Genomic DNA, 24,430 nt, shown 5'->3' with positions numbered 1-24,430 from the left:
ATCGGTCAGCATCGGTCAGCATCGGTCAGAGAAGAGAATCCGCAAGCAGTCGCACAGCCGTCGCGCACTTCCCGCCTCGCGGGCAAGCAATGCCTGCACAACGTCCCTGAGGCGGATCGCAGACCCTGCATCCTTTCCGGCGATCGAAAGGCAGAATTGCGGACCGCCAACTGGAAGAAACCGGCCGGCGAGTCGGTGCGACCACTTGGTTTCCGCCACGAAAGCATCGGCTCCTGTACCCCCCCCCGCCATGCAGCGGAAGGGTGCTTCATCTTGAAGTATGATCAGTCGCGCAGCAGTTCGTTGATCGAGGTCTTGGACCGCGTCTTGGCGTCTACCCGTTTCACGATCACCGCACAGTAGAGATTGACGCCATTCTTCGACGGCAGCGAACCGGAGACCACGACGGAGCCCGCCGGGACTTCGCCATACATCACCTCGCCCGTCTCGCGGTCCACGATCTTGGTGGACTGTCCGATGAAAACGCCCATGCCGAGCACGGAGCCTTCGCGGACGATCACGCCTTCCACCACTTCGGAGCGGGCGCCGATGAAGCAGTTGTCTTCAATGATCGTTGGGCCGGCCTGCATCGGCTCCAGAACGCCGCCGATGCCGACGCCGCCGGAGAGATGCACATTCTTGCCGATCTGGGCGCAGGAGCCGACGGTGGCCCAGGTATCCACCATCGTGCCCGAATCGACATAGGCGCCCAGGTTGACGAAGGACGGCATCAGCACCACGCCCGGCGCGATATAGGCGGAGCGGCGCACGATGCAGTTCGGAACGGCGCGGAAGCCCGCAGCCTTCCACTCACTGTCCTGCCAGCCGCTGAACTTGGAATCCACCTTGTCCCACCAGCCGCCACCCTGCGGTCCGCCGGACTGCATCTCCATGTCGCGCAGGCGGAAGCCGAGCAGAACGGCCTTCTTCGCCCATTGGTTCACGTGCCATTTGCCATCGGACTGCCGTTCCGCCACGCGCAGCCGTCCCTTGTCCAGCGCCTCCAGCGTCGCTTCGATCGCGTCGCGCTGTTCGCCCTTGGTGGCGGGGGTGATGCCGTCGCGCGCCTCCCAGGCGGCTTCGATGGCGGTTTCAAGCGCGGCATTCGACGCGGCATTCGACATGGGGATGCTCCGATTTCTATGGCTCGACCGGGGCCAAGCCTATAGACCGCGCACGGCAGTCACGCAACGCAGCCGAAAGGACGGGCCATGACCGAAGATGCGGACACCCCCCGCGGGCCGAACGGAACCGACCGTCAGCACCCGTTCCGGGACAGCCGTCAGGATGCCCGTGTGGTGAAGGAGACGCCAGACACGCCGCAGACCCGCGCGCCCGCCTACCGTCTGGCCTTCACCGATACCGATTTCCTCATGCGGGAGGAGTTGCGGCCGGTGCGGTTGCAGCTTGAACTCCTGAAGCCCGAGATGATCCTGGCGGAACGCGGTATCCGCTCGACCGTCGTGCTGATGGGCAGCGCGAGAATCCCCCGTGAGGGTGAGGCGGGGCCCGGGGCGGCGCTTTCCGGCTGGTATGAGGTCGCGCGAGACCTGGCCCAGCGGATCACCGACGAAAGCCTCAAGACCTACGGTCGTGACTCGGTTGTCATGACAGGAGGGGGGCCGGGCATCATGGAGGCGGGCAACGAAGGGGCGGCGGCGGCAGGCGGACAGTCGATCGGCCTTAATATCGTGCTGCCACATGAGCAAGCACCGAACCCTTTCGTTACGCCGGATCTTTGCTTCAACTTCCACTACTTCGCCATTCGCAAGATGCATTTCCTGATGCGGGCCCGGGCGGTCTGCGTCTTCCCCGGCGGCTTTGGCACCCTCGACGAACTCATGGAGTGTCTGACGCTGATCCAGACCGGGCGGATGCAGCGTATTCCGATCCTGCTGTTCGGGCGAGAGTTCTGGGATGGCGTCATCAACTGGCAGGCGCTGGTGGATGCAGGCACAATCGCGGAAAGCGATCTGTCGATCTTCAGCTATGTCGAGACGGCAGAGGATGCGATGGCACTCCTGCATCAGCGGCAGGTCTTCTGATCAGCGCTTCTTTCCCGCTGAAAGGGATCGCTTCAGTGCATCCATGATGTCGATGACCTTGCCTTCCTCCTCCTGCTGGGCGGGGGGGGAGGCAGGTTTCCGGGACTTGCGCGCAGGCTTCCGCCTGGCTTCAATCATTTCCAACAAACGCGCCTGAACGGGGTCGTGAACGATCTCCGGCGTCCAGTCCGTCTTTCGTGCGTTGATGAGCTGCGTGATCATTTTCAGAAGATCCGTGTCGGGGGACTGCGGTTTCTGTTCAAAGTAATCGCCGGGATCGCGCACTTCGTCCCCGTAACGGAGCGTCCACAGCATGATTCCCTTGCCCTTCGGCACCAGGAGGATTGGCCGTTCCCGACGATAGAGCACCAGCCGGGACAGTCCGAAGGTGCCCGTCGCCTCCATCGCGGCCCGGATGACGGCATAGGCCTCCTCCGCCACCTTGTCGTCCGGGAGCAGGTAGTGGGGAGTGTCCAGCCAGACCCATCCTACGCTGTCCGACGGGACGAACCGGTCGATGGAAATGGTGCGCGTACTCTCCAAGGCGAGGGATTCGATTTCGGCATCCTCCAGCAGGATATACTCCTCCTCGCCCTTGGGATAGCCCTTCACCTGATCCTTTTCGGGAACTTCTTTTCCTGTCTTGTCATCGACATAGCGACTGAGCGTGGGGTTTCCCGTCTTCGCGTTCATGGTGGTGAACCGCAGCTTGTCAGCTTCGCTGGTCGCAGGGGTCATCGCGACCGGGCAGGTCACCAGAGAGAGTTTGAGATAGCCTTTCCAGAAGGGACGGGGCGCCATCCGTTACCTCTCGTTTTCATGAGATCAACAGGCTGTAACGCCACGGAATTGCGCAGGTTCCCGTTTGAACGCAAGTTATGTGTTGCTTCGCAATCAAATTTGCGCGACATCCGCCTGCGTGGGTTAAGCACAGTCGCCCATTGAAATTTCGCACGCATGTTTTTCAAGCCTGCTTTTTAATCGGACTTCGCTGAGTTTGGTGAGAATATCTTACCTTTTTCTTTTTAAGCAGCTGTTCTTGCAGAAATTAGTATTGATTTTATATTCAACTTTGAGAAGGATGAGTTTTATCGAAAACAACTTTGCGGAGAGTTAAGATGGCGAAGACAACGAGACGTGCCGCGAGCAAGGCAGAGGCACTTGCGGACACGCTCCGGCTCGCCATCGCATCGGGCGAGTTTCCCGCCAACTCTCTTCTGCCAGGTGAAGTCGATTTGATGGAGCAGCACAATATCTCCCGTCCCACCTACCGCGAGGCCATTCGGGTGCTGGAGGCGGAGGGGTTGCTGACGGTGGAGCGTGGGCCTCGGGGGGGGCACCCGTGTTCTCAGGCCGACGATCGAGCCGATTGCGCGTCAGGTCGGCTTTTACTTCCAGATGCAGCGCATGACTCTGGGAGAGGTGATGGATTACCGCCTTCAGACGGAGCCTGCCGCTGTCCACCATATCGTCAAGGCGCGCAACTTCGACGCGATCGAGGCGCTGCGTGCCTGCATGGTGGCACAACGTGCGGCGATTTCCAAAAGCGATCCCTCTGAAGTCGCTTTGGCTTACAATAAGCTGGACGACGAATTTCGTCGGGCCCTCGTAAAGCATTCCGGCAATGGCATCACCGAGGTTTTCGGCGAGATTCTCGATGAGGTCATGACACGCCATCTGGAAAACCGGGCGAATGCCACGCGGTTTGCTGAGGAAGATGTCGCCGGCCGTTACGAGGCGGGCGTCGGGACCAAGATGAAGCTGATCCGCCGGGCCGAAGCGGGCGATGCGGAGGAGGCGGCCAATGTCTGGCGGCTATACCTCAATGCCTATGGCGAGCGGATCGAGGAAATGGGCCGCCATCGCATCAACCTGATGCCGCTCGCCTGCTGAAAGAACTCAACTCCGTACTACAAGCCGCGCTGCCCAGGCGGAAACCGCCTCCCCGGAGCAGGGAAGCGTTTCACCCATCTCCCCCGCATAAGCCAGCCAGAGTGCCAGCCGGGTATCCGCCACGGCGAGCAGAACCGGTATTCCGGCCTCTACCGCGGTCTCCAGCAGCGGGCGGAAGCCGAATCCGGCGGCCTCACTATCACCGAAACGGTTGAGCACCAGGAGAGATGGCGGGGGGGTCAGGTGCGCTTGCAGCCCGGCCGCCGCGTGATCAAGTGCTGCCGGGTCGAGCCTGCACCCGCTGCCAGCGGGGCCGCCCAAGGGCACCAGTGTGCCGTCCGCAACATCCAGTAGCGCCAACCCACCGTCTTCGCGCCTTGCCTGAACATAGCCGCGCACGCCGGGAAGGCCGCGCACGGCGGAGAGAATGGCGCCGTCCGGCGACTGTCCGGCGTGATACGCAACGGTTGCGAGGCGTGTCATGTGTGATTCCCTCCTTCACTGGCCAATCGCGCGGCCGGTAGCCTAGGCAATCGTACGGAACAGTCATACGTGCCAGTCGTCAGGCCCATTCTGTAGGTCAGCCATTGGCTAAGCGGCGAAGCTAGCGACATCGAACGGTTTTGTCAGGCAAAAGCGCCGTGTTTTGCTTTACTCCTGTTTATGTTGACTGTATCACTCAACCATCTTGGAATGGAACGCGAGTCTTATGGCCGTCGCAGCTCTTCTTCCCGCACCTGCCGTTGCCACTCCTGAGAACGAGGAGCGGGATGTTCAGTTGACTGCAACTCTGAACCGCCTGAGGCTTCTTTCTCTCCGGTGCCGCGCGGCGCGCCGGATCGACGTGTTCTCGGCCTGCGCCCTCCTTGCCATGGACCGGGTGGAAGCCGCGCAGGCTTTTGCAGAGGCCCTGCTGCGCGCTCTACCGCAGGCGACAGGTAAGCCATCGAATTTCCTGTTCCCCGGCTCCAGAGAGCGCTCTTTCGATGAAAGCTGGCTCCTCCGTTTGTTGGAGGCGGTGCGCCATGGTGATGGCGACAGCACGATCTTTCTCATCGCCTCGCAGGTGCGCAAACCCTACCGTCGTCAGGTTGCCTATCTGGCGAAAGGTCTCGCCGAGGGACTGGACACAATTTAAAATCATTCTAAGTTGAGGTCATGGCAAGCGGACGCCAGCTAATGATTCGCAACTCGAAAGGAATGAGAACATGTCGCAAACGGCTGCCAACCTGAGCGAAAGTGCGCAGGCCGCCATCGCGGACGCGCTGAACCAAGCCGTTGCCGAGACCGTCGTTACGACGATGCTCGCACAGAATTTCCACTGGAACGTCAAGGGTATGTCCTTCGGACCGCTGCACGAGCTATTCCAGAAGATTTATGAAGATCACTTCGAGGGGCAGGACGATCTGGCCGAGCGTGTCCGCGCCATCGGAGCTCATGCCGAGGGCCGTCTGGCCGATATGGTCAAGCGCTCGAAGGTTGATGAACACGACGGCCACGCCAGCGCCGAGGACATGATCCGTGCCTTGCTGAAAGCGCAGCGGACGGTCACGGAGACGCTTGCCGGTGTCGCCTCAATCTCCGAAAGCCACGGCGACCTGCTGACGCAGGACCTGGCCATCGAGCGGGGCCGTGTCCATGAAAAGTTCGCGTGGATGCTGCAAGCTCACCTCGAATAATCCTAAAGACGGGGTAGGGGGGGCATCTCGATGCCCTTCTTCGCGCATTTCCGGGCATAGGCGCGGCCCCAAGCGGGAAATTTGCCAAGGTCGCGCTGCTGATGCACCAGCATGGTCAGGAAACCTTGCTGGTGTTTTTCTTTCTTCAGCCTCTTGAACAAAGACTTCTGATCCTTGGTCATCGAGCAGGCGATGCAATGCCCTGCGCGGCGGAATTTGCAGACGCTGAGACAGGGAGAGGGGAGCTTTGTCATTGAAGCCTCCACGGAGCACGACGCGTGCCCGAAGTGAGCGGTTAGAGGCAAGCCCCGGCCCCTTGTCAAGCTTGCGAAACGAGAGAGGCCCCGCGATCCCCGAGGAGACGGGTCGCAGGGCCTCCAAAGGCGCTACAGAGCGTGTGTCGCGCCTATCCGGCATGTTTCCGGGAGGGGTATGCCGGTTGTTTCACTTGGTGAGGATGAGCTTCCTCGCCTTGGTGATCCTGAGGGAATAGACCTGTCCATCAAGGACGATGCGCGCCTGCACGCCCCCGGCGGTCAGCAGGTGTGCATCGTGGACGGGGATGGAATCCTGCAGCGTCAGCGTGCGGGAGACGGTGGCGTTCATGGCATCCTCTCAAAGCTGTCGAGAACCTGGTCAAGCGGGCGTCCGCCCCCGAAGGCAAGAAGCAGGAGCCGGTACAGCTCCCCCAGCGGAGTGGAAGGCGCGCCTTCCCGAATTTGCCGGTGATCCGGCCAGAACAGGATCTCAGGTTTCATTTTCCGTACTCCGACGGAGGGTCTGTTCCGGGCTGACCTGTTCGGGCGGCTAGGACTGATGATGAAACTGAGCGAAACAGTCAGAAATGTCAAACAAGATTTGTCGGGAATTAATCCGATGAAAGATTTTTGCCTCATCGAGAGAGGCTCACCGCCAAACCTTGCGTTTTAAGAAGATTGTGTCACCTTTCTGCCGACACTCTCTGGCTGGAGGCGCAGATGCAGCAGACCTCGATGAAATCCATGTTCGACAGTCTTTTGGGTCAGATCACCGGCGATACCGGCACGAGTCGCACTCAGGTCGGTGGCCAGAATGCCGCCGGTGCGACCGGCGGCACCAGCGGAGGACTGGGGGATCTGCTCTCCAGCCTGACGGGCGGAGGAACAACGGCCTCACCCAGCCGCTCGGGTGGCCTCTCCGATATGCTGGGTGGCCTTGTCGGCGATCAGGGATCCTTTGCCAAGGGAGCGGCCGCAGGTGGTCTTGCCGGGGCGCTTCTTGGTGGCAAGGGGCTGGCCAAAGGAGCTGTGGCCGCGGCGATCGGCACACTCGCCTACAAGGCCTTCAACGACTGGCAAGCAGGCCGGGCACCGTTCAGCTCCGATACCTCGGCTGCTGCTGCCCAGCCGCAGCCGGCAGCAGGGGCGGAGCCGTTGCCCTCTCCGGAGGGCACCGATTTCATGCCCGATGATCCTGAAGAACTGGCGGAGAAGCTCGCGCGCGCCATGGTCGCCGCCGCCAAGGCGGACGGGGAGGTCACCCCCGTGGAACGTGCGAGGATCAGCGCCGCCCTGAAAGAGCGGGGCTATGACGACAGCGCTGCGCAGGTGGTAAGCGAAGAGTTGGCAGCCCCGCTGGATGTGGGACGGATCGCGGCCCTCGCCTCCAATCAGGCGGAGGCGGCGGAGATCTATGCGGCTTCCCTGCTGGCTGTCGACCCGGAGGGGGCGGCGGAGAAGGGCTATCTTGCCATGCTGGCCGCGCGCCTGAAGCTTCCGGCTGATCTTGTGGCGCATCTTCACGCGAACGCGGGTGCGCTCGCCTGATCTCCTCAGGGGGGATTTGCGGCTTCCGGGGCGGCTTGTGGCACGGCGAGCCCGGAAGGCCGCCCCACCTTTGCGAGCGTCCCGAGATAGTCGCGGCACCAGTGATGGACGTCATAGGCGCGGAGCCTGTCCATCATGGCGCTCCAGCGCTCCGTACGCTCCTCCAGTGGCATTGAGAGGGCGCGCGCCAGAGCATTGGCGGTCGCATCTATGTCGTAGGGGTTGATGAGCAACGCCTCTACCATCTCCCGCGCGGCGCCGGCGAAGCGGGACAGCACCAGGACACCGGGATCAGCCGGATCCTGAGCAGCGACGTATTCCTTGGCGACAAGGTTCATCCCGTCTTTCAGCGGCGTCACGAATCCCACTTGTGCCACCCGGTAGAGACCTGCCAGCACCGGACGCTTCAGGGACTGGTTTATGTAGCGGATCGGCGTCCAGTCCACCGCGCCATTATCGCCGTTCACCCGCCCCGCCTGCGCTGCGACCGCCTCCTGCATGGCGCGGTATTCCGGCACGTCGGAGCGGGACTTGGGGGTGACCTGAAGGAACGTGACTTCCCCCCGGAATTCCGGGTGCCGCTTGAGGAAGCGTTCATAGGCGTCGATGCGGTTGGGGATGCCCTTGGAATAATCCAGCCGGTCCACCCCGATGATGAGCCGCCGCCCGTGCAGGCTGCGGAGCAGGTCACGCACCCCCGGTTTGCCCACCGAGGCTCGCGAGAGGTTGGCGAACTCCTCCGTCTCCATGCCGATGGGGAAGGCGCCGACGCGAAACTGCCTCCCATAGGCCACAACTTCCCCGTCGCCGAGCGGGCTGCCGCTGCCCTCGCGCCGGAGGCAGCCGATAAAATTGTCCATGTCGTAGTCAGTCTGGAAACCGACCAGATCATAGGCGGAAAGCCCTGATAGCACCGCCTCATAGACCGGCATGGCAAAAAGGATATCCGCGGGCGGCCAAGGGATGTGGAGGAAAAAGCCGATTCGGTTCTTGACCCCGCGCTGCCGCAATTCTTCCGCCAGCGGGATGAGATGATAGTCATGCACCCAGATCGTATCGTCCGGGCGGAGCATGGGCACGAGTTGATCGGCAAAGAGTCGATTCACCCGGAAGTATCCTGCCATCTCGCGACGTGCGTATTCTGCCAGATCGACCCGCCCATGAAAGATCGGCCAGAGGACGCGGTTGGCAAAACCGTTGTAATATTCCTCCACGTCGGTTTCCGTCAGATCCATCAGCGAATAGGCGATGCGCCCCTGTTCGCGGGTGGTCACTCTAACGTCTTCCGTATCGGCGACCGCCCGTCCCGACCATCCCATCCAGATGCCGCCTTGATCCCGGAGCGCGGCGTGAACGGCCACGGCAAGACCGCCTGGCGGTGGATTCCCATGCTTGTCGGGGAGTGGTACGCGGTTTGAAACGACGACGAGCCTGCTCATCGGACGATCTCCGCCAGTAGCGCACGCAGCGCCGCTGGCGTGGGGAGCCGCTCCGTCGCCGCGCTGCCCTCCAGTGTCGGCCCGATACGGATACCCCGCCCCCCCCGATCCGCTGCGGAGCGGAACATCGCCTCATCCGTCAGGTCGTCACCGATGGCGAGAGGTAACCGGCCCTGGAAGGGAGCTCGCGCAAGGAAAGCGGCGATGGCTGTGCCCTTGTCACCGGAGGCGGGGCGCAATTCGGCAACCATCTTGCCGGACTGGAGTTGAAAGTCACTGCCCGCGCTGGCCAGCGCTGCTTCCATCTCGCGGCGGACATCCGCCTCCGCTTGCGGCAGTCCCCTGTAGTGGAGCGCGAAGGCGAGTCCCTTGTCCTCGAACAGCACGCCTGGCGTCCGTTCGGCAAAGCTGGCGGCACCGGCCTTGGCGATGAGGTAATCGCGCGGGGGAGGCGGCTGATCCGCTCCCCGCAATTCCGCCCCGTGCAGCCCGGCGATCGGAAGACGGGCCGGCATGAACATGGCTTCCGCCCTTGCGAGAGACCGCCCCGTGACCAGCGCTAGCGCTCCGCCCAGCAGGCCGGAAAGGCGTGTGAGCCGGGCTGGCAGCCCTTCCTCCACGACGATACCGTCCGGGCTGTCGGCGAGATCGACGAGCGTCCCGTCAATATCCAGAAACATGGCCCAGCGGTCGGAAACGGCGGGAAGCGACCTGAGCGTGGCTTCCGCAGCGGCAACCGGGTCAGCGAGGGAATCCCGGTCTGCAACCGGGGGTGGCGTCTGACTGATCTGCATGCAGGGAAACTAGAGCGCCGCTGCGGTTTCGGCAACCGCGAAGCCGTTATTTTGCACTCGCAGCAGTTTGGCAGTCACTTTTGTATGAAGCGCGTCCTTGAGCGTATCAGGTCGGCCAGCCTCCTCCGGGGGGCCGTTTCGTGCCGGAGGGCGGGATGCGGCTGGTGCTCAATCCGTAATCAGGGGCAGGTTTGTCCTGCAGGGACGCTGTCCGCGGCACAGCGGTATTTCCCATGCGCGCAGCCATCTCCCTCAGGGCGGCAACCCGGTTTGCGGTCGAGGGGTGGGTGGAGAACAGTCTGTCGCGCTGAAGGGCATGCAGCGGATTGATGATGAACATCGGCGCCGTGGCCGGATTGCGCTCCGCCTGTACGTTGTCGATCCGGCTGGCATAACCCTCGATCTTCTGAAGCGCCGAGGCAAGCCAGAGCGGCTGGCCACAGATTTCCCCACCCGTCCGATCAGCCTCATATTCCCGCGTCCGGCTGATCGCCATCTGGACGACAGCCGCCGCCATCGGGGCCACGATCATGGCGATCAGGCCACCCAGCGGCCCCATGGGACTATTGCGGTCACGCGGCATGAACAGCGCAAAATTGCCCAACATGGAAATAGCCCCGGCAAAGGTTGCTGTCACCGTCATGATGAGCGTGTCGCGGTGCTTCACATGGGCCAGCTCATGCGCAACGACGCCTGCCACCTCCTCCATCGTCAGTGCGCGCATGAGGCCGGTGGTCACCGCGACGGCGGCGTTTTCCGGGTTGCGGCCCGTGGCGAAGGCATTCGGCTGGTCGTTTGGAAGAATGTAGAGCTTTGGCATCGGAAGCCCCGCGCGAGCGACAAGCCCCTCCACCATGCGATAGAATTCGGGCGCGGTTCTCGGATCAACGGGCTGGGCTGAATAGGTCTTCAGCACCATCTTGTCGGAGTTCCACCAGGTAAAGACATTCATCAGTGCCGCAAAGATCAGCGCGAAGATCATGCCGCCCTGTCCGCCCAGCAGATATCCGACGCCCATGAAAACCGCCGTCATGGCGGCCATCAGAAGCGCTGTCTTGGCATATCCGGTCATCTGTCATCCCCGCAACGGATCCCGAGAGAGATATGTGGTTCTCGCAGCGAGTGTTGACAAACAACGCGAGGGGTTCAACTTCTTTCGCAGGCACCGGCGGTCTTCTTTGCCGCCGACCATTCTATTGGAGCAGAGAATGCTGAAGGAATTCCGGGACTTCATCGCGCGCGGCAACGTGCTTGACCTCGCTGTAGGTATCATCATCGGTGCCGCATTCACATCAATCGTCAATTCCGTGGTTACGGATCTCATCAACCCCATCATCTCGCTGTTCACCGGTGGCCTCGATTTCTCCGGCCTGTCGATTTCCTTGGGCGAGGGGCCGAATGCCGCGCAGTTCGCTTACGGCAAGTTCATCATGGCGGTGATCAATTTCCTTATCATTGCCTGGGTCGTGTTCCTGATCGTGAAGGGCGTGAACACGGCACGAAAGTTCGCGCATATGGAAGGCAAGGAGGAGAAGGCCGAGGATCCGCCGGAGATCAAGCTTCTCACCGAAATCCGTGACCAACTGAAAAATCGCACTGCCGTTTGACGCGATAAGCACTTCGTCAGGGGCGGAAATATTGGTAGGCTCTACCGGATTTTCCGCCCCTTTTCGAAGAAGTTTGCGCTGAATGGAACTTGATGCGACGGACCGTCGAATCCTCATCGTCCTGCAGAAGGAAGGGAGGATTTCAAACTCCGACCTGTCGGAGCGTGTGAACCTTTCCGCTTCGGCTTGTCACCGTCGTGTTCAGCGGTTGGAGCAGGAAGGCTATATCCGGGACTATGTCGCATTGCTCGATGAGCGCCGCATGGGGGTGCCCACGACGGTTTTTGTCGAAATCACGCTTTCCGGTCAGGCGGATGAGGTGCTGGAAGCCTTCGAGCGCGAGGTGGCGCGCGTTCCCGACATTCTGGAATGTCATCTGATGGCGGGATCCGCGGATTATCTGCTGAAAGTCGTGGCCTCGGATACGGAGGATTTCGCCCGGATCCACAGGCAATATCTGGCAAAGCTGCCGGGGGTGTCGCAGATGCATTCCTCCTTTGCGCTGCGCACTGTCTTCCGCACGACGGCAATTCCCGTATAGCCCTTTTCGTCCAAGTGCTGCGGCCACGGGGGCGATAACCCGGGCAAACCAGCTCACGCGCCCTGATGTCGGAAGCAGGCAGCCGTTGGTCGCGCTGCAAGCACATGTGGTGGTTACCTTGATTGACCGTCGGCCTCCCGCGCGGGCGGCACCACCACGGTAGGCGAGCGGACCTTTTCAGGCGGTCGCGGCCCAGCGGGTGCTGACGCGTTCGGAGCCAACATGCTTCGGAAAAGTTTGAAGTGTTATGTCCGTGCTCTGGAAGCGGGGCTCCGGAAATCGGGAAGGCACCCCCGGAGCGACCATGAATGCGCGGATTCGGGTTGGAGTTCTGCAGATTGCGGACGATTTCCGCCTTCGCGCAGCCCAAGGCCTTCAGCAGCCTGGCAAAGTGCTGCTGTCCCCGGAGTGTACTCCTTCCAGACAGGCCGCCCCGCCTTCGCCATGGCATTGCCGACCTCCGCGCAAAAGAAAACCCCCGCGCAAAAGCAGCGGGGGTTCGGCAACCATGAGGTTACCCGTCGCGTCAGAGGCTCAGAGGAGACCCTCGCGCTGCGCCTTCTTGCGAGCCAGTTTACGCGACCGGCGAACGGCCTCGGCTTGCTCACGCGCCTTCTTGACGGAAGGCTTCTCGAAGTGCTGCTTGAGCTTCATCTCACGGAACACGCCCTCGCGCTGAAGTTTCTTCTTCAGAGCGCGCATGGCCTGTTCGACGTTGTTATCGCGAACGCTTACCTGCATGTGGTTGTCACCACCTTTCTGGTCTAGGGTTTCTGTCAGGTGCAGGACGCCGCTCCATATCAGAGGGTAAAGGGGTTGTCCACCGCGCCTCGCAAGGAAAAGGGGAATTGCCATGACCGAGACTTCTTCCGGCTCAGCTCATTCTATGGAGGAGGTTCGTGATCGCCTTCTGGACGCGGCGCTGCCGCATGTCGTCTTCGATGGCTGGACCGCCGTCACCTATCGGGCGGCCGTGGATGATTCGGGCCTCGATCCCACTCTGGCGCATATGGCCGCGCCGCGGGGCGCAATCGACCTTGCGCACGCTTTCCACGTCCGCGGCGACAGGCGCATGGCGGAGGCACTGGCGGCAAGCGACCTTTCCGCCCTGCGCTTCCGCGAGCGGGTTGCAAAGGCCGTCATGCTGCGCCTTGAACTCGCGGGGGACCGGGAGGCTGTGCGCCGTGGCATGACGCTTTTTTCGCTGCCCCAGCACGCCGCAGAGGGTTCCCGGCTGGTCTGGGAGACGGCGGATACGATCTGGACAGCGCTTGGCGACACGGCGGACGACCTGAACTGGTATACGAAACGCGCGAGCCTTTCCGGGGTTTTTGGCGCGACGGTGCTCTACTGGCTTGGGGACGAAACCCCAGACAGCAGTGCAACCGCCGCGTTTCTGGAGCGCCGGATCGACGGGGTCATGCGGATCGAAAAGACCAAGTCCTTCCTGCGCAAGACGCCCGGATTCAATCTGCTGATGACCGGTCCCGACTGGCTGGCCCGGCAGGTACCCTCGCCCGAGCGTTGCCGGAGGGACGGGCTGCCCGGACGGCGATCACGGACGGCACCCGGTCCGCTCGGGAGGACGGCGGAATGAGCCGGTCCATGCGCGCCGTCGAGATATCGCGGCCCGGCGGGCCGGAGGTGCTGCGCCTGGTGGAGCGCCCGATCCCTCAACCGGGCTACGGGCAGATCCTGATCCGGGTGGACTATGCGGGCGTGAACCGGCCCGATGCCCTGCAACGTGCCGGAAACTATGCACCGCCCCCCACGGCCTCCGACCTGCCGGGGTTGGAAGTCTCGGGTCATGTCGTCGGCGTTGGTCCAGGAGCGCAGCGCTGGAAGGTGGGTGATGCGGTCGTCGCCCTGACGCCCGGCGGCGGCTACGCGGATTACGTCGTGACCCATTGGGGGCAGGCGCTGCCGGTGCCGGAGGGCGTGGAACCCGCCGCCGCCGCCGCCGCGCTGTGCGAGACATTCTTCACCGTCTGGACCAATGTCTTTGGCCGGGGAAAGCTGAAGGCGGGGGAGCGCTTCCTCGTTCACGGCGGATCTTCTGGAATCGGTACGACGGCCATCCAGCTCGCCCATGCCTTCGGTGCGCGGGTCTTTGCCACGGCGGGGAGCGAGGAAAAGTGCGATGCTTGCCGGGCGCTCGGCGCAGAGAGGGCGATCAACTACCGAGAGGAGGATTTCGTGACCGTGTTGAAGGGAGAAGGCGGCGCCGATCTGATCCTAGACATGGTGGGGGGCGATTACATCCCGCGCAATCTACGTGCATTGGCGGAAGATGGCAGGTTGGTGCAAATCGCCTTCCTCTCCGGTCCGACGGCGGAGGTGAATTTCGGCTTGCCGATGCGGCGGCGGCTGTCCGTCACCGGCTCGACCCTTCGGCCGCTCTCTGATCTCGAAAAGGCGCGAATCGCGGAGGGGCTTGAGGCGTCGGTCTGGCCATTGCTGTCGGCGGGGCGCGTGGCCCCGGTGATGGACTCGGTCTTTCCGCTCGAGCAGGCGTCCCGGGCGCATGAGCGGATGGAAAGCTCCGCCCATATCGGCAAGATCGTCCTGAAGGTGGCGTGACGAGACCGCCTGATGGCCATGGGCTCTCCGTCCCCGGCATCTTTGCCCTGCCAGCCATAGCCAACGCCCAAGCCTGACGTTGGTTCGCGGACTGTCGGGGGGGTCACAGCGGCCGCGGTTTGTGCGGCGGATTTCTGCGGCCGTTTGCCCGGAAAGGGCGGGCGGCCGGGGGTTGAACCCTTTCAATAATGCGGCGGTTTCTGGTCGGCGAGCGGGATGCTGCCCCCGGCCTGCATCTCGCGCTCCGCCTCCCGCTCCATCAGCAGGGAGACGAGCCGCGTCAGGCGCGCGAGGTCGCGGGCCTGCGCGCTGGTCACGTCCGACAGATCCTCCACGATCCGGGTGAGGTGGGCGATCTGTTCCTCCGCTCGGGTAAGGCGGTCATGCATGATCTCGTCCTTTCGGGCCAAAAAGCCGCATTGTCTTGCCCCGAACGGGTCCATCCGATAGACGACGCCCGTCAACCACGAGGCACACCGATGGCGAAGGACAAGGGCAGCCAGACCAAGGCAACCCGCCGGCCCAAGGCGGAGAACCCCCGCGGCTTCCGGGACTATTTCGGCGCAGAGGTCACCGAACGCAAGACCATGCTCGACCGGATTGCCGAGGTGTATCATCTCTTCGGCTTCGATCCGCTGGAAACCCCGGCGGTGGAGACGGTGGAGGCGCTCGGCAAGTTCCTTCCCGACGTGGACCGGCCGAACGATGGCGTCTTCGCCTGGCAGGACGAGGGCGACTGGCTCGCGCTTCGCTATGACATGACGGCGCCGCTGGCCCGTGTGGCCGCGCAGTTCCGCAACGACCTGCCCTCCCCTTACCGCCGCTATGCGATGGGGCCCGTCTGGCGGAATGAAAAGCCCGGACCTGGACGCTTCCGCCAGTTCTATCAGTGCGACGCCGATACGGTGGGTTCGGCCAGCGTGGCTGCGGATGCAGAAATATGCGCGATGCTCTCCGACACTTTGGAAACACTGGGTATTCCAAGGGGCGATTATGTCGTGCGCGTGAACGACCGTAAGGTGCTGAACGGCGTGATGGAGGTTGCGGGCGTGCTCGACCCCGCCGATCCTGACCGCTTCGCCTCCGAGCGCGGCATCGTGCTGCGCGCCATCGACAAGATCGACCGGCTGGGAGAGGCGGGTGTCCGCGCCCTGCTGGGCGAGGGGCGGCGCGACGAATCCGGTGATTTCACCAAGGGCGCGGGACTCGGATCGGAGCAGGCCGACGCGGTCATGGGGTTCATGGCCGCGCGGCGCGACAGCGGTGCGGCGACCGTGGCCCGGCTGCGGGAACTTGTCGGCGCATCGGCCATCGGACTCGAAGGTGTGGGCGAGCTAGAACAGATCGCGGAGCTTCTGGATGCGCAGGGCTACGGGGCGGATCGGGTGATGATCGACCCGGCGGTGGTCCGCGGCCTCGGCTACTACACCGGCCCGGTCTTCGAGGCGGAGCTGACCTTCGAGATACTCGATGAAAAGGGGCGCCCCCGGCAGTTCGGTTCCGTTGCGGGCGGCGGTCGCTACGACGATCTGGTGAAACGCTTCACCGGCCAGACCGTGCCCGCCACCGGCGTTTCCATCGGGGTGGACCGTCTGCTGGCCGCATTGCGGGCCAAGGGGCGGATCGGTGGGGAAACCGTCGGTCCGGTCATCGTCACCGTGATGGACCGCGAGCGGCTGGCGGATTGCCAGACGATGGTCGCGGAACTGCGGAATGCCGGGATTCGCGCGGAGGTCTATCTGGGCAATCCGAAGAACTTCGGCAACCAGCTCAAATATGCCGATAAACGCAATTCTCCGGTCGCGGTGATCCAGGGGTCGGATGAGCGCGCGCGGGGCGTCGTGCAGCTCAAGGACCTGTATCTGGGTGCCAAAATCGCCGCCGAAGCGAGCCTTGAGGAATGGAAATCCCAGCCTGCGCAGATCGAACTGCCGCGGGGCGACCTCGTGCAGGGGGTGCGTGGCATCCTCGGGCGGTACTGATGCCGACGAAAGCGGCCGCGCGGGCCGAGGGCGAGGCGATCTTTTCACGGTTCCTTCTGGCAGGCGCCCTGCCGGTGGAGACGGATATCCTTCAGCCTGCGGAAACCCTTCTGGACCTTTATGGGGAGGATATCCGCGCCCGCGCCTATGTGACGTCCGATCCGCTCCGGGGGGAGCAGATGCTGCGCCCGGACTTCACCGTGCCCGTCGTGCAGATGCACATGGCGCAGGGCGCGGAGCCCGCCCGCTACACCTATTTCGGCGAGGTCTTCCGCCGTCAGGAACACCGTGGTGCGCGGGCAAGCGAATATTTCCAGGTGGGCTACGAGCTTTTCGCGCGCGACGATATTCCTGCGGCGGATGCCGAGGTCTTTGCGCTGTTCGCGGAGATACTGGCGCCGCTCGGCCTTCGGGCCGCGACGGGCGACATGGGACTGTTGCTTGCCGCAGTGAACGCGCTGGAAACTTCAGAGGCGCGCAAGGCGCGGCTTCATCATCATATCTGGCGGCCCCGGCGGTTCCGCGCCCTGCTGGACCAGTATTCCGGCCGCACGAAACCCACGGACGCGCGCAAGCGCATGCTGCGGGGACTTGCCGAGACGCCGGTGGAGCGGCTTCTTTGGGAAGCTGGCACCGCCGTCGGTCTGCGCAGCGATGAGGAAGTTGCCGCCCGGGTGCGTCACATGGTGGAGGAGGCCGACACGCCGCCGATCCCCTCCCTGCAGGCGGACATCCTGGATGAGCTGATCGGGCTGCGCGATACCGCGCCGGCCGCGCTCAGCCGTCTGGAGGATCTCTCCGTGGACATGCCGGGGCTGTTTCCGGCGGTGGAGCGGATGTCTCTCAGGCTGGATGCGCTGGTTGCGCATGGGATCGACGTGGACCGGCTGGACTTCGAGGCGAGCTTCGGACGTACCACGCTGGAATACTACGACGGCTTCGTCTTTGGCTTCTACGCCGAAGGTCGCCCGGATCTTCCTCCGGTGGCGACCGGTGGGCGCTATGACGCGATGACCTCCCGGCTGGGACTGGGGCAGTCGATCCCTGCGGTCGGCGGCATCATCCGACCGGGCGTGCTGGCGGAACTGAAGGAGGCGGGCGAATGGCGGTGAAGCTTGGCGTGCCCTCCAAGGGCCGCCTGATGGAAAAGACGTTCGAATGGTTCGGCGCGCGCGGCGTGAGGCTGATGCGCACGGGGTCCGACAGGGAATATTCCGGCCATGTCGGCGGGGTGGAGGGTGTGGAGCTCGTCCTGCTCTCCGCCGGAGAGATCCCGAGGGAGCTTCAGGCGGGCCGCATCCATCTCGGTGTCACCGGGTCGGATCTGGTGCGGGAGAAGATCGTGGATTGGCAGCAGCGGGCGGAGGCGCTGGCCCCGCTGGGCTTCGGCTTCGCCGATCTGGTGATCGCGGTTCCGGCGCTTTGGGTCGATGTGGATTGTCTGGACGATCTGGACGCCGTAGCCTCGGATTTCCGGGCGCGTCACGGGCACCGGCTCCGTATCGCGACCAAATATCACCGGCTGGTGCGGGAGTTCCTGCGCGATAACGGCGTGGCCGACTATCAGCTTGTGGACAGTCAGGGAGCGACGGAAGGCACGGTGAAGAACCTGACGGCCGAGGCGATCGCCGATATCACCTCCACCGGAGAGACGTTGCGCGCCAACCACCTGAAGATCCTGTCGGACGGTCTCATTCACAGGTCGGAAGCCACGCTGTTCTTTTCGCGCAGCGCGCCGCTGAGCGAGGGAGAGCGCAGCGCGCTGGCCCAGCTTTCCGCCCGGATCGGCCTTTAGCAGCTGCAGAAAGGCCCGGAACTGTCGTACCTGGGATCTGGAATCCGACCCGGAAGATCAGACTTCGGGCCGGCTTTCAGATCGCGCGATTTGGCTCCGACGCGAGCCTATCTGGCTGCCGGAGAAATTCTGAAGTGCCATGCCATACTTCGGAAATCGGGAAATCAACGCCAGAATGACCCAGAATTTATGAAATTCCGGCCCGATTCCGTCAGATCGCAACTGATTTCCATTCCGACGCAGATCCGAGAGGCTTCCTCAGCAATCGGCGACAAGCGGTATGCTAGCGGAGGCCGATCTCATCCAGCATGGCGGCGAGGGCGGGGGGAAGATCCTCGTTCTCCCGGCCCTTGGGCAGATCCTGCGGCGCATCGGCGGCGGCAAGGTAGCGCCAGCCCTGAAACGGGCGTCGGGGCATCGGATGGGTCTGCACTACCTCCCGGTCCAGCACGAAGCCGCAGCGCCGGATGCCATCGCCGTGATCGCGTTCCTCGAACGCCAGCAGGCGCTGACGGGCGAGGATCAGCCCCTTGAACACCCAGTAGAGCGAACCGCCCGAGAGGATCTCCGTCTCCCGTTTCGGCCACATGCGCGTGACATGCACCGGATTGCCGGCGGGATACCGCTCCTTCTGCCAGCGGATCAGGTCATCGACCGACTCCGCGCCGACGCAAAGCTTCACGATATGCAGGGAATCGGTCATCATCGCCTCCGGGGGAATACCGGATCACATAGGCGCGGATCGGCCGGAGGGCAAGGTTGACCCTGATAGATCAATGCCTATCTTGTGTCATCCGCCAATTCACACACAACATACAGGGTTCTGCCATGTCCCGTTTTGAAACTGCCATCGCCGAACAGATCTGGGATATGAAGTACCGGCTCCGGCAGGCGGACGGCACCCCTGTGGACGGCACGGTGGAGGACACCTGGCGCCGCATCGCTCACGCGCTGGCGGAGACGGAAGCAGACCCGGGCGCATGGGAAAACCGCTTCTACGCCGCGCTGGAAGATTTCCGCTTCCTGCCCGCAGGCCGGATCATTGCGGGCGCGGGCACCGGGCGCAGCGTCACGCTCTTCAACTGCTTCGTCATGGGAACGATCCCGGACAGCATGGCGGGGATCTTCGACATGCTGAAGGAAGCCGCGCTGACCATGCAGCAGGGCGGTGGCATCGGCTACGATTTCTCCACCATCCGCCCGCGCGGCGCGGAGGTGAAGGGCGTGGCGGCGGATGCCTCCGGCCCCCTCTCCTTCATGGATGTGTGGGATGCGATGTGCCGCACGATCATGTCCGCCGGATCACGGCGGGGTGCGATGATGGCCACCATGCGCTGCGACCACCCCGACATAGAGGCGTTCATCGAAGCCAAGCGCGACCCCGCGCGGTTGCGGATGTTCAATCTCTCCGTTCTGGTGACGGATGCGTTCATGGCGGCGGTAAAGGCCGATGCCCCGTGGGATCTGTCCTTCGGAGGCAACGTCTATCGCACGGTGCAGGCGCGTGACCTTTGGAACGGCATCATGCGCTCCACCTATGATTATGCGGAGCCGGGGGTGATCTTCATCGACCGGATCAACGCGATGAACAACCTCGCCTATTGCGAGACGATCTCCGCCACCAATCCCTGCGGGGAGCAGCCGCTCCCGCCCTATGGGGCCTGTCTGCTGGGTTCCATCAATCTCGCGCGGCTGGTTTCCGATCCTTTCGGGGCGGAAGCGCGGCTGGATCTCGACGCGCTGGACGATCTGGTGCGCGTAGCCGTCCGCATGATGGACAATGTCGTCGATGCCTCGCGCTTCCCGCTGCCGGAGCAGGCGGCGGAGGCGGCGGCGAAGCGGCGGATCGGGCTGGGCGTCACGGGGCTGGCGGATGCGCTGCTGATGCTGGGCCTGCGCTATGGCTCGGAGGAGGCGGCCTTGCGGACGGAGGAATGGCTCCATGCCATCGCGCGTTCCGCCTATCTCGCCTCCGCCGATCTGGCGGCGGAGAAGGGGGCCTTTCCGCTGTTCGATGTCGAGAAGTTCCTGTCCTCTGCGTCCCTGCGCGACATGGATGAAGAGGTTCGGGCCGCGATCCGGGAAAAGGGCATCCGCAACGCGCTGCTCACGTCCGTCGCGCCGACGGGGACGATCTCGCTTTTCGCGGGCAACGTCTCCTCCGGGATCGAGCCCGTCTTTGCCTATGCCTACACGCGCAAGGTTCTCCAGAAGGACGGATCGCGGACGGAGGAGGAAGTGGTGGATTACGCCGTCCGCCTGTGGCGGGAGCGGTTCGGCGATGCGCCCCTGCCGGAGTGGTTCGTGGATGCCCAGAGCCTCGCGCCGCTCGACCATGTGCGGATGCAGGCGGCGGCACAGAAATGGATCGACAGTTCCATTTCCAAGACGATCAACTGCCCGGAGGATATCTCCTTCGACGCATTCAAGGATGTCTATCTCGCCGCCTATGAAACCGGCTGCAAGGGCTGCACCACCTACCGTCCCAACAGCGTGACGGGATCTGTCCTGACCGTAGCGGAGACGAAACCGGAGCCCGCGGCTACTCCCGCGCCCGCCGGGGAACATCCCGCGCGTGCCGCCACCGGGGGGGAGGTTGTCTATCTCAGCGACCCGCTGGACCGGCCGCAGGCGCTGGAAGGCCAGACCTACAAGTTGAAATGGCCCGATTCAAACCATGCGATCTACATCACCGTCAACGATATCGTCGTGGGCGGCCAGAGGCGACCGTTCGAGGTGTTCATCAACTCCAAGAACATGGAGCACTATGCCTGGACAGTGGCGCTGACGCGGATGATCTCCGCCGTGTTCCGGCGCGGGGGGGACGTGTCTTTCGTGGTGGAGGAGCTGAAGGCGGTGTTCGACCCGCGCGGCGGGGCCTGGATGGAAGGGCGCTACGTGCCCTCCATCCTTGCTGCGATCGGCGGGGTGATCGAGCGGCACCTCGTCTCCATCGGGTTCATCGCGGGCGAGGGCCAGGGGCTGAAGTCCGATCCCCGTGCGGAGCGGGTGGCGGTGGGGGAACGGCGCGGCCCCGCCTGCCCCAACTGCGGCGGCCACGACCTCCACATGGCGGAGGGCTGCATGACCTGTCTGGACTGCGGCTATTCAAAATGTTCATGAGGGAGGGGGCCGTGCCACGCATGGGCAGGGGGATGAGCCGGCCCGATGAGGCCGGTTCATCGCCGGGAGGGAAAACCGCTCAGAGCACGTAGCGGCTGAGATCGGCGGACCGCGCCAGCTCGCCCACGTTTCTTTCCACGAAATCGGCATCGACGGTCACGGTCTCGCCCGCTCTGTCGGGCGAGGTGAAGGACAACTCCTCGAACACCCGCTCCATCACCGTGTACAGCCGCCGCGCGCCGATGTTCTCCACCGACCGGTTCACATCCGCCGCGATCCGCGCCACGGCGGCGATGCCATCGTCGGTGAAGGTCACGGTGACGGATTCCGTGCCCATCAGCCCCGCATATTGCCGCGTCAGCGCGTTGTCCGTCTCGTTCAGGATGCGGACGAAGTCTTCCTCGGTCAGCGCCCGCAGTTCCACCCGGATCGGCAGGCGGCCCTGAAGCTCCGGCAGCAGGTCCGAGGGTTTGGCGACATGGAAGGCACCGGAGGCGATGAAGAGGATGTGGTCCGTCTTGACCGGGCCATATTTGGTGGAAACGGTCGTCCCCTCGATCAGCGGCAGCAGGTCACGCTGAACGCCCTCGCGGCTCACTTCCGCGCCGCGGGCATCGCCCCGTGCCACCACCTTGTCGATCTCGTCGATGAAGACGATGCCATTCTGCTGAACCGATTCGAGCGCGGCGCGCGTCACGGTTTCATCGTCGATGAGCTTGTCCGCTTCCTCGGCGATCAGCACCTCATAGCTTTCGGCCACGCTCAGCTTGCGCTTCACGCGCCGCCCGCCGAGCGCCTTGCCGAAGATATCGCCGAGATTGACCGCCCCCAATCCGGGTTGGCCGGGGATCTCCATCCCCCCGAAGGGGCTGGACGTATCCTGCACCTCAAGTTCGATGACCTGTCCGTCAAGCTCGCCGCGTTTCAGCTTCTGGCGGAACATCTCGCGCGTCTGCTCCCGTGCATCCCGGCCCGCGATGGCTTCTACCACGCGTTCCTCCGCGGCTTTGTGCGCGCGGGACTTCACCTCCTCGCGCATCCGGTCGCGGGTTTCCGCGATGGCCGCGTCGCAAAGATCGCGGATGATCTGTTCCACATCGCGGCCGACATAGCCGACCTCGGTAAATTTCGTGGCTTCCACCTTGATGAACGGCGCTTTCGCGAGCTTCGCCAGACGGCGGGAAATCTCGGTCTTGCCGACGCCGGTCGGCCCGATCATCAGGATGTTCTTTGGATAGACCTCCTCCTGCATCGCCGGCGGGAGCTGCTTTCGCCGCCAGCGGTTTCGCAGGGCGACGGCCACGGCGCGTTTCGCCTCCTTCTGACCGATGATGAAACGGTCGAGCTCCGAGACGATCTCGCGCGGGGTAAGGTTGGTCATGTCTGGTCCTGTTCGTCAGTTGCGGGAACACGCGCGCATTCCGCCCGTTTCCCAATTATGCAGTAGCGGAGGAATGACAATGCCTACCCCCCAGGAACTCGCGGCCGACTTCTGGAAAGCGCTGAAATCCGACATGACGGTCATGCTGGGCATTTCGGGCCAGGACGACAGCCATACCCGCCCGATGACAGCGCTTTTCGAGGGTGACGAAGGTGGCCCCGTGTGGTTCTTCACCAGCCACGACAGCGAGCTTGTGCGTGGTCTGGGCGACAAGACGTCGCGGGCCATCGCCACGTTCACGTCGGAGGGTCACGGGATCTTTGCCTGCCTGCACGGCTCGCTCACGGTCGACAATGATCGCGCCGTGGTCGACCGGCTGTGGAATCGCCACATCGCCGCTTGGTATGAGCAAGGGAAGGAGGATCCGAAACTTGCGCTTCTCCGCTTCGACCCGGAAAGCGCGGAGATCTGGAAGGACGCCAGCGGTATGTGGGCCGGGATCAAGCACCTGTTCGGCTCCGACCCGAAGGAGGAGTACAAGGACAATGTGGCGGAAGTGCGTCTCTGACGCTGGGTACGGAGGCGTCGGAATGCAGTCTTTCAGTTCCGGGTCCGCCTCCGACCAACGTCAGCGCAATTCCATGGCTAGGAAAGAGATCAGTTCCACCGCCGGGGCGCGTGGCGACTGTGGGACTCCGCCTATCATGGGCCGCCCAATACACCTGAATTATCCAACTCCTGAATGAAAGGGGAGGGTGCAGACCCTCCCCAATCGTGGGTGTTAGGGTGCGGTGATCCGCTCCACGGTCAGATTGCCATTCGTATAGACGCAGATGTCGCTCGCGATCTTCATCGCGCGGCGGGCGATATCCTCTGCGGGAAGATCGCCGTCGATCAGAGCCAGCGCCGCTGCCTTGGCATAGTTGCCACCCGAACCGATGGCGGCCACGCCGTCCTCTGGCTCCAGAACGTCGCCCGCGCCGGTCAGCACCAGCAGATCCTGCCCATCCGTGACGATCAGCATCGCCTCCAGATTCCGCAGGTATTTGTCGGTCCGCCAGTCTTTCGCCAGATCGACACAGGCCCGCGCGAGTTGTCCGGGTGTCGCCTCCAGCTTTGCTTCCAGCCGCTCCAGCAACGTAAAGGCGTCGGCGGTTGACCCGGCGAATCCCGCCACGATCTCCCGCACGCCGCCGGGGCAGAGGCGGCGCACCTTGCGGGCGGTGCCCTTGATGACGGTCTGACCAAGGCTCACCTGCCCGTCACCCGCGACCACCACTTCGTCGCCCTTGCGGATGCCGACAATCGTCGTGCCATGCCAGCCGGGGAACCGTTCTTCCGCCATTCTTCTCTCCTTCCGGGATGCCAAGCAAAAGGGCGCCCCGATGCGGGCGCCCCTGCCATGGATCGCGCCGCGATCAGATCGCGCTGTCGATCCAGTTCTTGAGTGCCGCCTTCGGCGCGGCGCCGATCTTGTTTGACACCACCTGACCGTCCTTGAAGAGGAACAGCGCCGGGATGCCGCGTACGCCGAGCTGCGAGGGCGACTGCGGGTTTTCGTCCACGTTCACCTTCACGATCTTGACCTTGCCGTCGTATTCGGCGGCGAGTTCTTCCAGCGCCGGGCCGATCTGGCGGCAGGGACCGCACCATTCGGCCCAGAAATCCACCACGACCGGGAGGTCGGACTGGCGAACTTCGCTGTCAAAGGTGGCATCGGTGACGGGTTGCGTGGCCATCGGGTTCTCCTCGGATGAGTGTTGGTG

The 24,430-nt window shown here is 63.5% G+C and carries 29 protein-coding genes and 1 pseudogene; 15 read left to right on the top strand and 15 right to left on the bottom strand.

Features of this window, described 5'->3' with window-relative positions; all coding sequences use genetic code 11:
* Positions 1-284: 284 nt before the first annotated feature.
* On the bottom strand, positions 285-1,124 hold the full coding sequence (gene dapD / locus CG51_RS04025; RefSeq protein ID WP_035741979.1) for a 2,3,4,5-tetrahydropyridine-2,6-dicarboxylate N-succinyltransferase: 840 nt from the start codon (positions 1,122-1,124) through the stop codon (positions 285-287).
* 87 nt (positions 1,125-1,211) lie between these two features.
* Between dapD and CG51_RS04020 the strand changes: the two genes are divergently transcribed.
* The gene (locus CG51_RS04020) at positions 1,212-2,045 is read left to right on the top strand and encodes an LOG family protein (RefSeq protein ID WP_051930027.1); all 834 of its coding nucleotides are present in this window, start codon (positions 1,212-1,214) and stop codon (positions 2,043-2,045) included.
* Here the strand turns inward: CG51_RS04020 and ku are convergent, their stop codons facing one another.
* Positions 2,046-2,846 (bottom strand): non-homologous end joining protein Ku, encoded by an 801-nt coding sequence (gene ku / locus CG51_RS04015; protein WP_035741977.1) that lies wholly within the window; start codon positions 2,844-2,846, stop codon positions 2,046-2,048.
* Positions 2,847-3,163: 317 nt separating this feature from the next.
* Between ku and CG51_RS21100 the strand changes: the two are divergent.
* Positions 3,164-3,310: pseudogene (locus tag CG51_RS21100) on the top strand (hypothetical protein); the annotation flags it as partial.
* Positions 3,311-3,365: 55 nt separating this feature from the next.
* Entirely contained in the window at positions 3,366-3,938 is a 573-nt protein-coding gene (locus CG51_RS04010) for a FadR/GntR family transcriptional regulator (RefSeq protein ID WP_035741974.1), read from the top strand.
* A 6-nt stretch (positions 3,939-3,944) separates the two neighbouring features.
* On the opposite strand, the gene CG51_RS19030 is transcribed toward CG51_RS04010, so the two are convergent.
* Entirely contained in the window at positions 3,945-4,421 is a 477-nt protein-coding gene (locus tag CG51_RS19030; RefSeq protein WP_051930026.1) for a DUF2478 domain-containing protein, read from the bottom strand.
* A 295-nt stretch (positions 4,422-4,716) separates the two neighbouring features.
* Between CG51_RS19030 and CG51_RS04000 the strand changes: the two genes are divergently transcribed.
* Together CG51_RS04000 and CG51_RS03995 are read left to right on the top strand one after the other, a co-directional pair.
* The gene (locus CG51_RS04000; RefSeq protein WP_143412840.1) at positions 4,717-5,076 is read left to right on the top strand and encodes a hypothetical protein; all 360 of its coding nucleotides are present in this window, start codon (positions 4,717-4,719) and stop codon (positions 5,074-5,076) included.
* Positions 5,077-5,146: 70 nt separating this feature from the next.
* Positions 5,147-5,617: a Dps family protein gene (locus CG51_RS03995; RefSeq protein WP_035741972.1), complete on the top strand. Its 471-nt coding sequence runs from the start codon at positions 5,147-5,149 to the stop codon at positions 5,615-5,617.
* Between the two features lie 2 nt (positions 5,618-5,619).
* Here the strand turns inward: CG51_RS03995 and CG51_RS03990 are convergent, their stop codons facing one another.
* From CG51_RS03990 to CG51_RS19920, 3 genes are all read right to left on the bottom strand, one after another.
* Entirely contained in the window at positions 5,620-5,871 is a 252-nt protein-coding gene (locus CG51_RS03990; RefSeq protein ID WP_035741968.1) for a DUF1289 domain-containing protein, read from the bottom strand.
* A 190-nt stretch (positions 5,872-6,061) separates the two neighbouring features.
* Complete coding sequence (hemP, locus tag CG51_RS19410) at positions 6,062-6,223, bottom strand: hemin uptake protein HemP (protein WP_084695019.1); 162 nt, start codon at positions 6,221-6,223, stop codon at positions 6,062-6,064.
* On the bottom strand, positions 6,220-6,375 hold the full coding sequence (locus CG51_RS19920; RefSeq protein ID WP_156961330.1) for a hypothetical protein: 156 nt from the start codon (positions 6,373-6,375) through the stop codon (positions 6,220-6,222). Before CG51_RS19920 ends, hemP begins: the two co-directional genes overlap by 4 nt.
* A gap of 219 nt (positions 6,376-6,594) precedes the next feature.
* Here CG51_RS19920 and CG51_RS03985 point away from each other — a divergent pair, with 219 nt between their 5' ends.
* Positions 6,595-7,422, top strand: coding sequence for a tellurite resistance TerB family protein (locus CG51_RS03985; protein WP_051930024.1), 828 nt, complete (start codon positions 6,595-6,597; stop codon positions 7,420-7,422).
* Positions 7,423-7,427: 5 nt separating this feature from the next.
* Here CG51_RS03985 and otsA read toward each other — a convergent pair whose 3' ends face one another.
* The 3 genes from otsA to htpX all read right to left on the bottom strand — a co-directional run bounded on the left by otsA (position 7,428) and on the right by htpX (position 10,727).
* Entirely contained in the window at positions 7,428-8,861 is a 1,434-nt protein-coding gene (gene otsA, locus CG51_RS03980) for an alpha,alpha-trehalose-phosphate synthase (UDP-forming) (protein WP_051930023.1), read from the bottom strand.
* Entirely contained in the window at positions 8,858-9,655 is a 798-nt protein-coding gene (gene otsB / locus CG51_RS03975; RefSeq protein WP_084695018.1) for a trehalose-phosphatase, read from the bottom strand. Before otsB ends, otsA begins: the two co-directional genes overlap by 4 nt.
* Positions 9,656-9,761: 106 nt before the next feature.
* The gene (gene htpX / locus CG51_RS03970) at positions 9,762-10,727 is read right to left on the bottom strand and encodes a zinc metalloprotease HtpX (protein WP_051930022.1); all 966 of its coding nucleotides are present in this window, start codon (positions 10,725-10,727) and stop codon (positions 9,762-9,764) included.
* Between the two features lie 136 nt (positions 10,728-10,863).
* Between htpX and mscL the strand changes: the two genes are divergently transcribed.
* The gene (gene mscL / locus CG51_RS03965) at positions 10,864-11,262 is read left to right on the top strand and encodes a large-conductance mechanosensitive channel protein MscL (RefSeq protein ID WP_035741967.1); all 399 of its coding nucleotides are present in this window, start codon (positions 10,864-10,866) and stop codon (positions 11,260-11,262) included.
* An 82-nt stretch (positions 11,263-11,344) separates the two neighbouring features.
* Positions 11,345-11,803 (top strand): Lrp/AsnC family transcriptional regulator, encoded by a 459-nt coding sequence (locus tag CG51_RS03960; protein WP_035709296.1) that lies wholly within the window; start codon positions 11,345-11,347, stop codon positions 11,801-11,803.
* A 534-nt stretch (positions 11,804-12,337) separates the two neighbouring features.
* Here the strand turns inward: CG51_RS03960 and rpsU are convergent.
* The gene (gene rpsU / locus CG51_RS19405) at positions 12,338-12,544 is read right to left on the bottom strand and encodes a 30S ribosomal protein S21 (RefSeq protein ID WP_084684048.1); all 207 of its coding nucleotides are present in this window, start codon (positions 12,542-12,544) and stop codon (positions 12,338-12,340) included.
* 112 nt (positions 12,545-12,656) lie between these two features.
* On the opposite strand from rpsU, the gene CG51_RS03950 reads away from it, so the two are divergent.
* Together CG51_RS03950 and CG51_RS03945 are read left to right on the top strand one after the other, a co-directional pair.
* Positions 12,657-13,400, top strand: coding sequence for a COQ9 family protein (locus tag CG51_RS03950; protein ID WP_051930021.1), 744 nt, complete (start codon positions 12,657-12,659; stop codon positions 13,398-13,400).
* Complete coding sequence (locus tag CG51_RS03945) at positions 13,397-14,383, top strand: NAD(P)H-quinone oxidoreductase (RefSeq protein WP_035741962.1); 987 nt, start codon at positions 13,397-13,399, stop codon at positions 14,381-14,383. The genes CG51_RS03950 and CG51_RS03945 overlap by 4 nt, the downstream gene beginning before the upstream one ends.
* 182 nt (positions 14,384-14,565) lie before the next feature.
* On the opposite strand, the gene CG51_RS03940 is transcribed toward CG51_RS03945, so the two are convergent.
* Positions 14,566-14,772, bottom strand: coding sequence for a SlyX family protein (locus CG51_RS03940; RefSeq protein ID WP_035741960.1), 207 nt, complete (start codon positions 14,770-14,772; stop codon positions 14,566-14,568).
* 90 nt (positions 14,773-14,862) lie between these two features.
* Between CG51_RS03940 and hisS the strand changes: the two genes are divergently transcribed.
* The 3 genes from hisS to hisG are packed head-to-tail and all read left to right on the top strand — an operon-like array spanning position 14,863 to position 18,160.
* Positions 14,863-16,365, top strand: a complete 1,503-nt coding sequence (gene hisS / locus CG51_RS03935; RefSeq protein ID WP_035741957.1) for a histidine--tRNA ligase — start codon at positions 14,863-14,865, stop codon at positions 16,363-16,365.
* Entirely contained in the window at positions 16,365-17,477 is a 1,113-nt protein-coding gene (locus tag CG51_RS03930) for an ATP phosphoribosyltransferase regulatory subunit (RefSeq protein ID WP_035741954.1), read from the top strand. The genes hisS and CG51_RS03930 overlap by 1 nt, the downstream gene beginning before the upstream one ends.
* Positions 17,468-18,160: an ATP phosphoribosyltransferase gene (gene hisG / locus CG51_RS03925; RefSeq protein ID WP_035741953.1), complete on the top strand. Its 693-nt coding sequence runs from the start codon at positions 17,468-17,470 to the stop codon at positions 18,158-18,160. The genes CG51_RS03930 and hisG overlap by 10 nt, the downstream gene beginning before the upstream one ends.
* A gap of 283 nt (positions 18,161-18,443) precedes the next feature.
* Here hisG and CG51_RS03920 read toward each other — a convergent pair whose 3' ends face one another.
* Positions 18,444-18,863: a DUF1489 family protein gene (locus CG51_RS03920; protein ID WP_035741952.1), complete on the bottom strand. Its 420-nt coding sequence runs from the start codon at positions 18,861-18,863 to the stop codon at positions 18,444-18,446.
* A gap of 125 nt (positions 18,864-18,988) precedes the next feature.
* On the opposite strand from CG51_RS03920, the gene CG51_RS03915 reads away from it, so the two are divergent.
* Entirely contained in the window at positions 18,989-21,283 is a 2,295-nt protein-coding gene (locus CG51_RS03915) for an adenosylcobalamin-dependent ribonucleoside-diphosphate reductase (protein ID WP_035741950.1), read from the top strand.
* Positions 21,284-21,362: 79 nt separating this feature from the next.
* On the opposite strand, the gene hslU is transcribed toward CG51_RS03915, so the two are convergent.
* The gene (gene hslU / locus CG51_RS03910; protein ID WP_035741948.1) at positions 21,363-22,664 is read right to left on the bottom strand and encodes an ATP-dependent protease ATPase subunit HslU; all 1,302 of its coding nucleotides are present in this window, start codon (positions 22,662-22,664) and stop codon (positions 21,363-21,365) included.
* Positions 22,665-22,743: 79 nt separating this feature from the next.
* On the opposite strand from hslU, the gene CG51_RS03905 reads away from it, so the two are divergent.
* Complete coding sequence (locus CG51_RS03905) at positions 22,744-23,232, top strand: pyridoxamine 5'-phosphate oxidase family protein (RefSeq protein ID WP_035741946.1); 489 nt, start codon at positions 22,744-22,746, stop codon at positions 23,230-23,232.
* A 213-nt stretch (positions 23,233-23,445) separates the two neighbouring features.
* On the opposite strand, the gene hslV is transcribed toward CG51_RS03905, so the two are convergent.
* A complete protein-coding gene (gene hslV / locus CG51_RS03900; RefSeq protein WP_035741944.1) occupies positions 23,446-24,009 on the bottom strand; it encodes an ATP-dependent protease subunit HslV in 564 nt (187 codons plus the stop codon).
* Between the two features lie 73 nt (positions 24,010-24,082).
* Entirely contained in the window at positions 24,083-24,403 is a 321-nt protein-coding gene (gene trxA / locus CG51_RS03895; protein ID WP_035741942.1) for a thioredoxin, read from the bottom strand.
* Between the last annotated feature and the right edge of the window lie 27 nt (positions 24,404-24,430).

The organism is Haematobacter missouriensis, assembly GCF_000740775.1.
Taxonomy (GTDB): Bacteria; Pseudomonadota; Alphaproteobacteria; order Rhodobacterales; family Rhodobacteraceae; genus Haematobacter; species Haematobacter missouriensis.
This window is presented reverse-complemented; position numbering and strand designations above follow the sequence as displayed.

Excerpts from the sequence above, each read along its gene's own strand:
- CG51_RS03905 (WP_035741946.1), top strand. The coding sequence starts at position 22,744 with ATGCCTACCCCCCAGGAACTCGCGGCCGACTTCTGGAAAGCGCTGAAA.
- hisS (WP_035741957.1), top strand. The coding sequence starts at position 14,863 with ATGGCGAAGGACAAGGGCAGCCAGACCAAGGCAACCCGCCGGCCCAAG.
- CG51_RS03960 (WP_035709296.1), top strand. The coding sequence starts at position 11,345 with ATGGAACTTGATGCGACGGACCGTCGAATCCTCATCGTCCTGCAGAAG.
- rpsU (WP_084684048.1), bottom strand. The coding sequence starts at position 12,544 with ATGCAGGTAAGCGTTCGCGATAACAACGTCGAACAGGCCATGCGCGCT.
- CG51_RS03985 (WP_051930024.1), top strand. The coding sequence starts at position 6,595 with ATGCAGCAGACCTCGATGAAATCCATGTTCGACAGTCTTTTGGGTCAG.
- CG51_RS03950 (WP_051930021.1), top strand. The coding sequence starts at position 12,657 with ATGACCGAGACTTCTTCCGGCTCAGCTCATTCTATGGAGGAGGTTCGT.
- dapD (WP_035741979.1), bottom strand. The coding sequence starts at position 1,124 with ATGTCGAATGCCGCGTCGAATGCCGCGCTTGAAACCGCCATCGAAGCC.
- CG51_RS03920 (WP_035741952.1), bottom strand. The coding sequence starts at position 18,863 with ATGACCGATTCCCTGCATATCGTGAAGCTTTGCGTCGGCGCGGAGTCG.
- CG51_RS03940 (WP_035741960.1), bottom strand. The coding sequence starts at position 14,772 with ATGCATGACCGCCTTACCCGAGCGGAGGAACAGATCGCCCACCTCACC.
- CG51_RS03990 (WP_035741968.1), bottom strand. The coding sequence starts at position 5,871 with ATGACAAAGCTCCCCTCTCCCTGTCTCAGCGTCTGCAAATTCCGCCGC.
- htpX (WP_051930022.1), bottom strand. The coding sequence starts at position 10,727 with ATGACCGGATATGCCAAGACAGCGCTTCTGATGGCCGCCATGACGGCG.
- CG51_RS04020 (WP_051930027.1), top strand. The coding sequence starts at position 1,212 with ATGACCGAAGATGCGGACACCCCCCGCGGGCCGAACGGAACCGACCGT.
- CG51_RS19920 (WP_156961330.1), bottom strand. The coding sequence starts at position 6,375 with ATGAAACCTGAGATCCTGTTCTGGCCGGATCACCGGCAAATTCGGGAA.
- hisG (WP_035741953.1), top strand. The coding sequence starts at position 17,468 with ATGGCGGTGAAGCTTGGCGTGCCCTCCAAGGGCCGCCTGATGGAAAAG.
- ku (WP_035741977.1), bottom strand. The coding sequence starts at position 2,846 with ATGGCGCCCCGTCCCTTCTGGAAAGGCTATCTCAAACTCTCTCTGGTG.
- mscL (WP_035741967.1), top strand. The coding sequence starts at position 10,864 with ATGCTGAAGGAATTCCGGGACTTCATCGCGCGCGGCAACGTGCTTGAC.
- CG51_RS19030 (WP_051930026.1), bottom strand. The coding sequence starts at position 4,421 with ATGACACGCCTCGCAACCGTTGCGTATCACGCCGGACAGTCGCCGGAC.
- hemP (WP_084695019.1), bottom strand. The coding sequence starts at position 6,223 with ATGAACGCCACCGTCTCCCGCACGCTGACGCTGCAGGATTCCATCCCC.
- otsB (WP_084695018.1), bottom strand. The coding sequence starts at position 9,655 with ATGCAGATCAGTCAGACGCCACCCCCGGTTGCAGACCGGGATTCCCTC.
- CG51_RS03915 (WP_035741950.1), top strand. The coding sequence starts at position 18,989 with ATGTCCCGTTTTGAAACTGCCATCGCCGAACAGATCTGGGATATGAAG.
- CG51_RS03945 (WP_035741962.1), top strand. The coding sequence starts at position 13,397 with ATGAGCCGGTCCATGCGCGCCGTCGAGATATCGCGGCCCGGCGGGCCG.
- trxA (WP_035741942.1), bottom strand. The coding sequence starts at position 24,403 with ATGGCCACGCAACCCGTCACCGATGCCACCTTTGACAGCGAAGTTCGC.
- CG51_RS03995 (WP_035741972.1), top strand. The coding sequence starts at position 5,147 with ATGTCGCAAACGGCTGCCAACCTGAGCGAAAGTGCGCAGGCCGCCATC.
- CG51_RS03930 (WP_035741954.1), top strand. The coding sequence starts at position 16,365 with ATGCCGACGAAAGCGGCCGCGCGGGCCGAGGGCGAGGCGATCTTTTCA.
- hslV (WP_035741944.1), bottom strand. The coding sequence starts at position 24,009 with ATGGCGGAAGAACGGTTCCCCGGCTGGCATGGCACGACGATTGTCGGC.
- hslU (WP_035741948.1), bottom strand. The coding sequence starts at position 22,664 with ATGACCAACCTTACCCCGCGCGAGATCGTCTCGGAGCTCGACCGTTTC.
- otsA (WP_051930023.1), bottom strand. The coding sequence starts at position 8,861 with ATGAGCAGGCTCGTCGTCGTTTCAAACCGCGTACCACTCCCCGACAAG.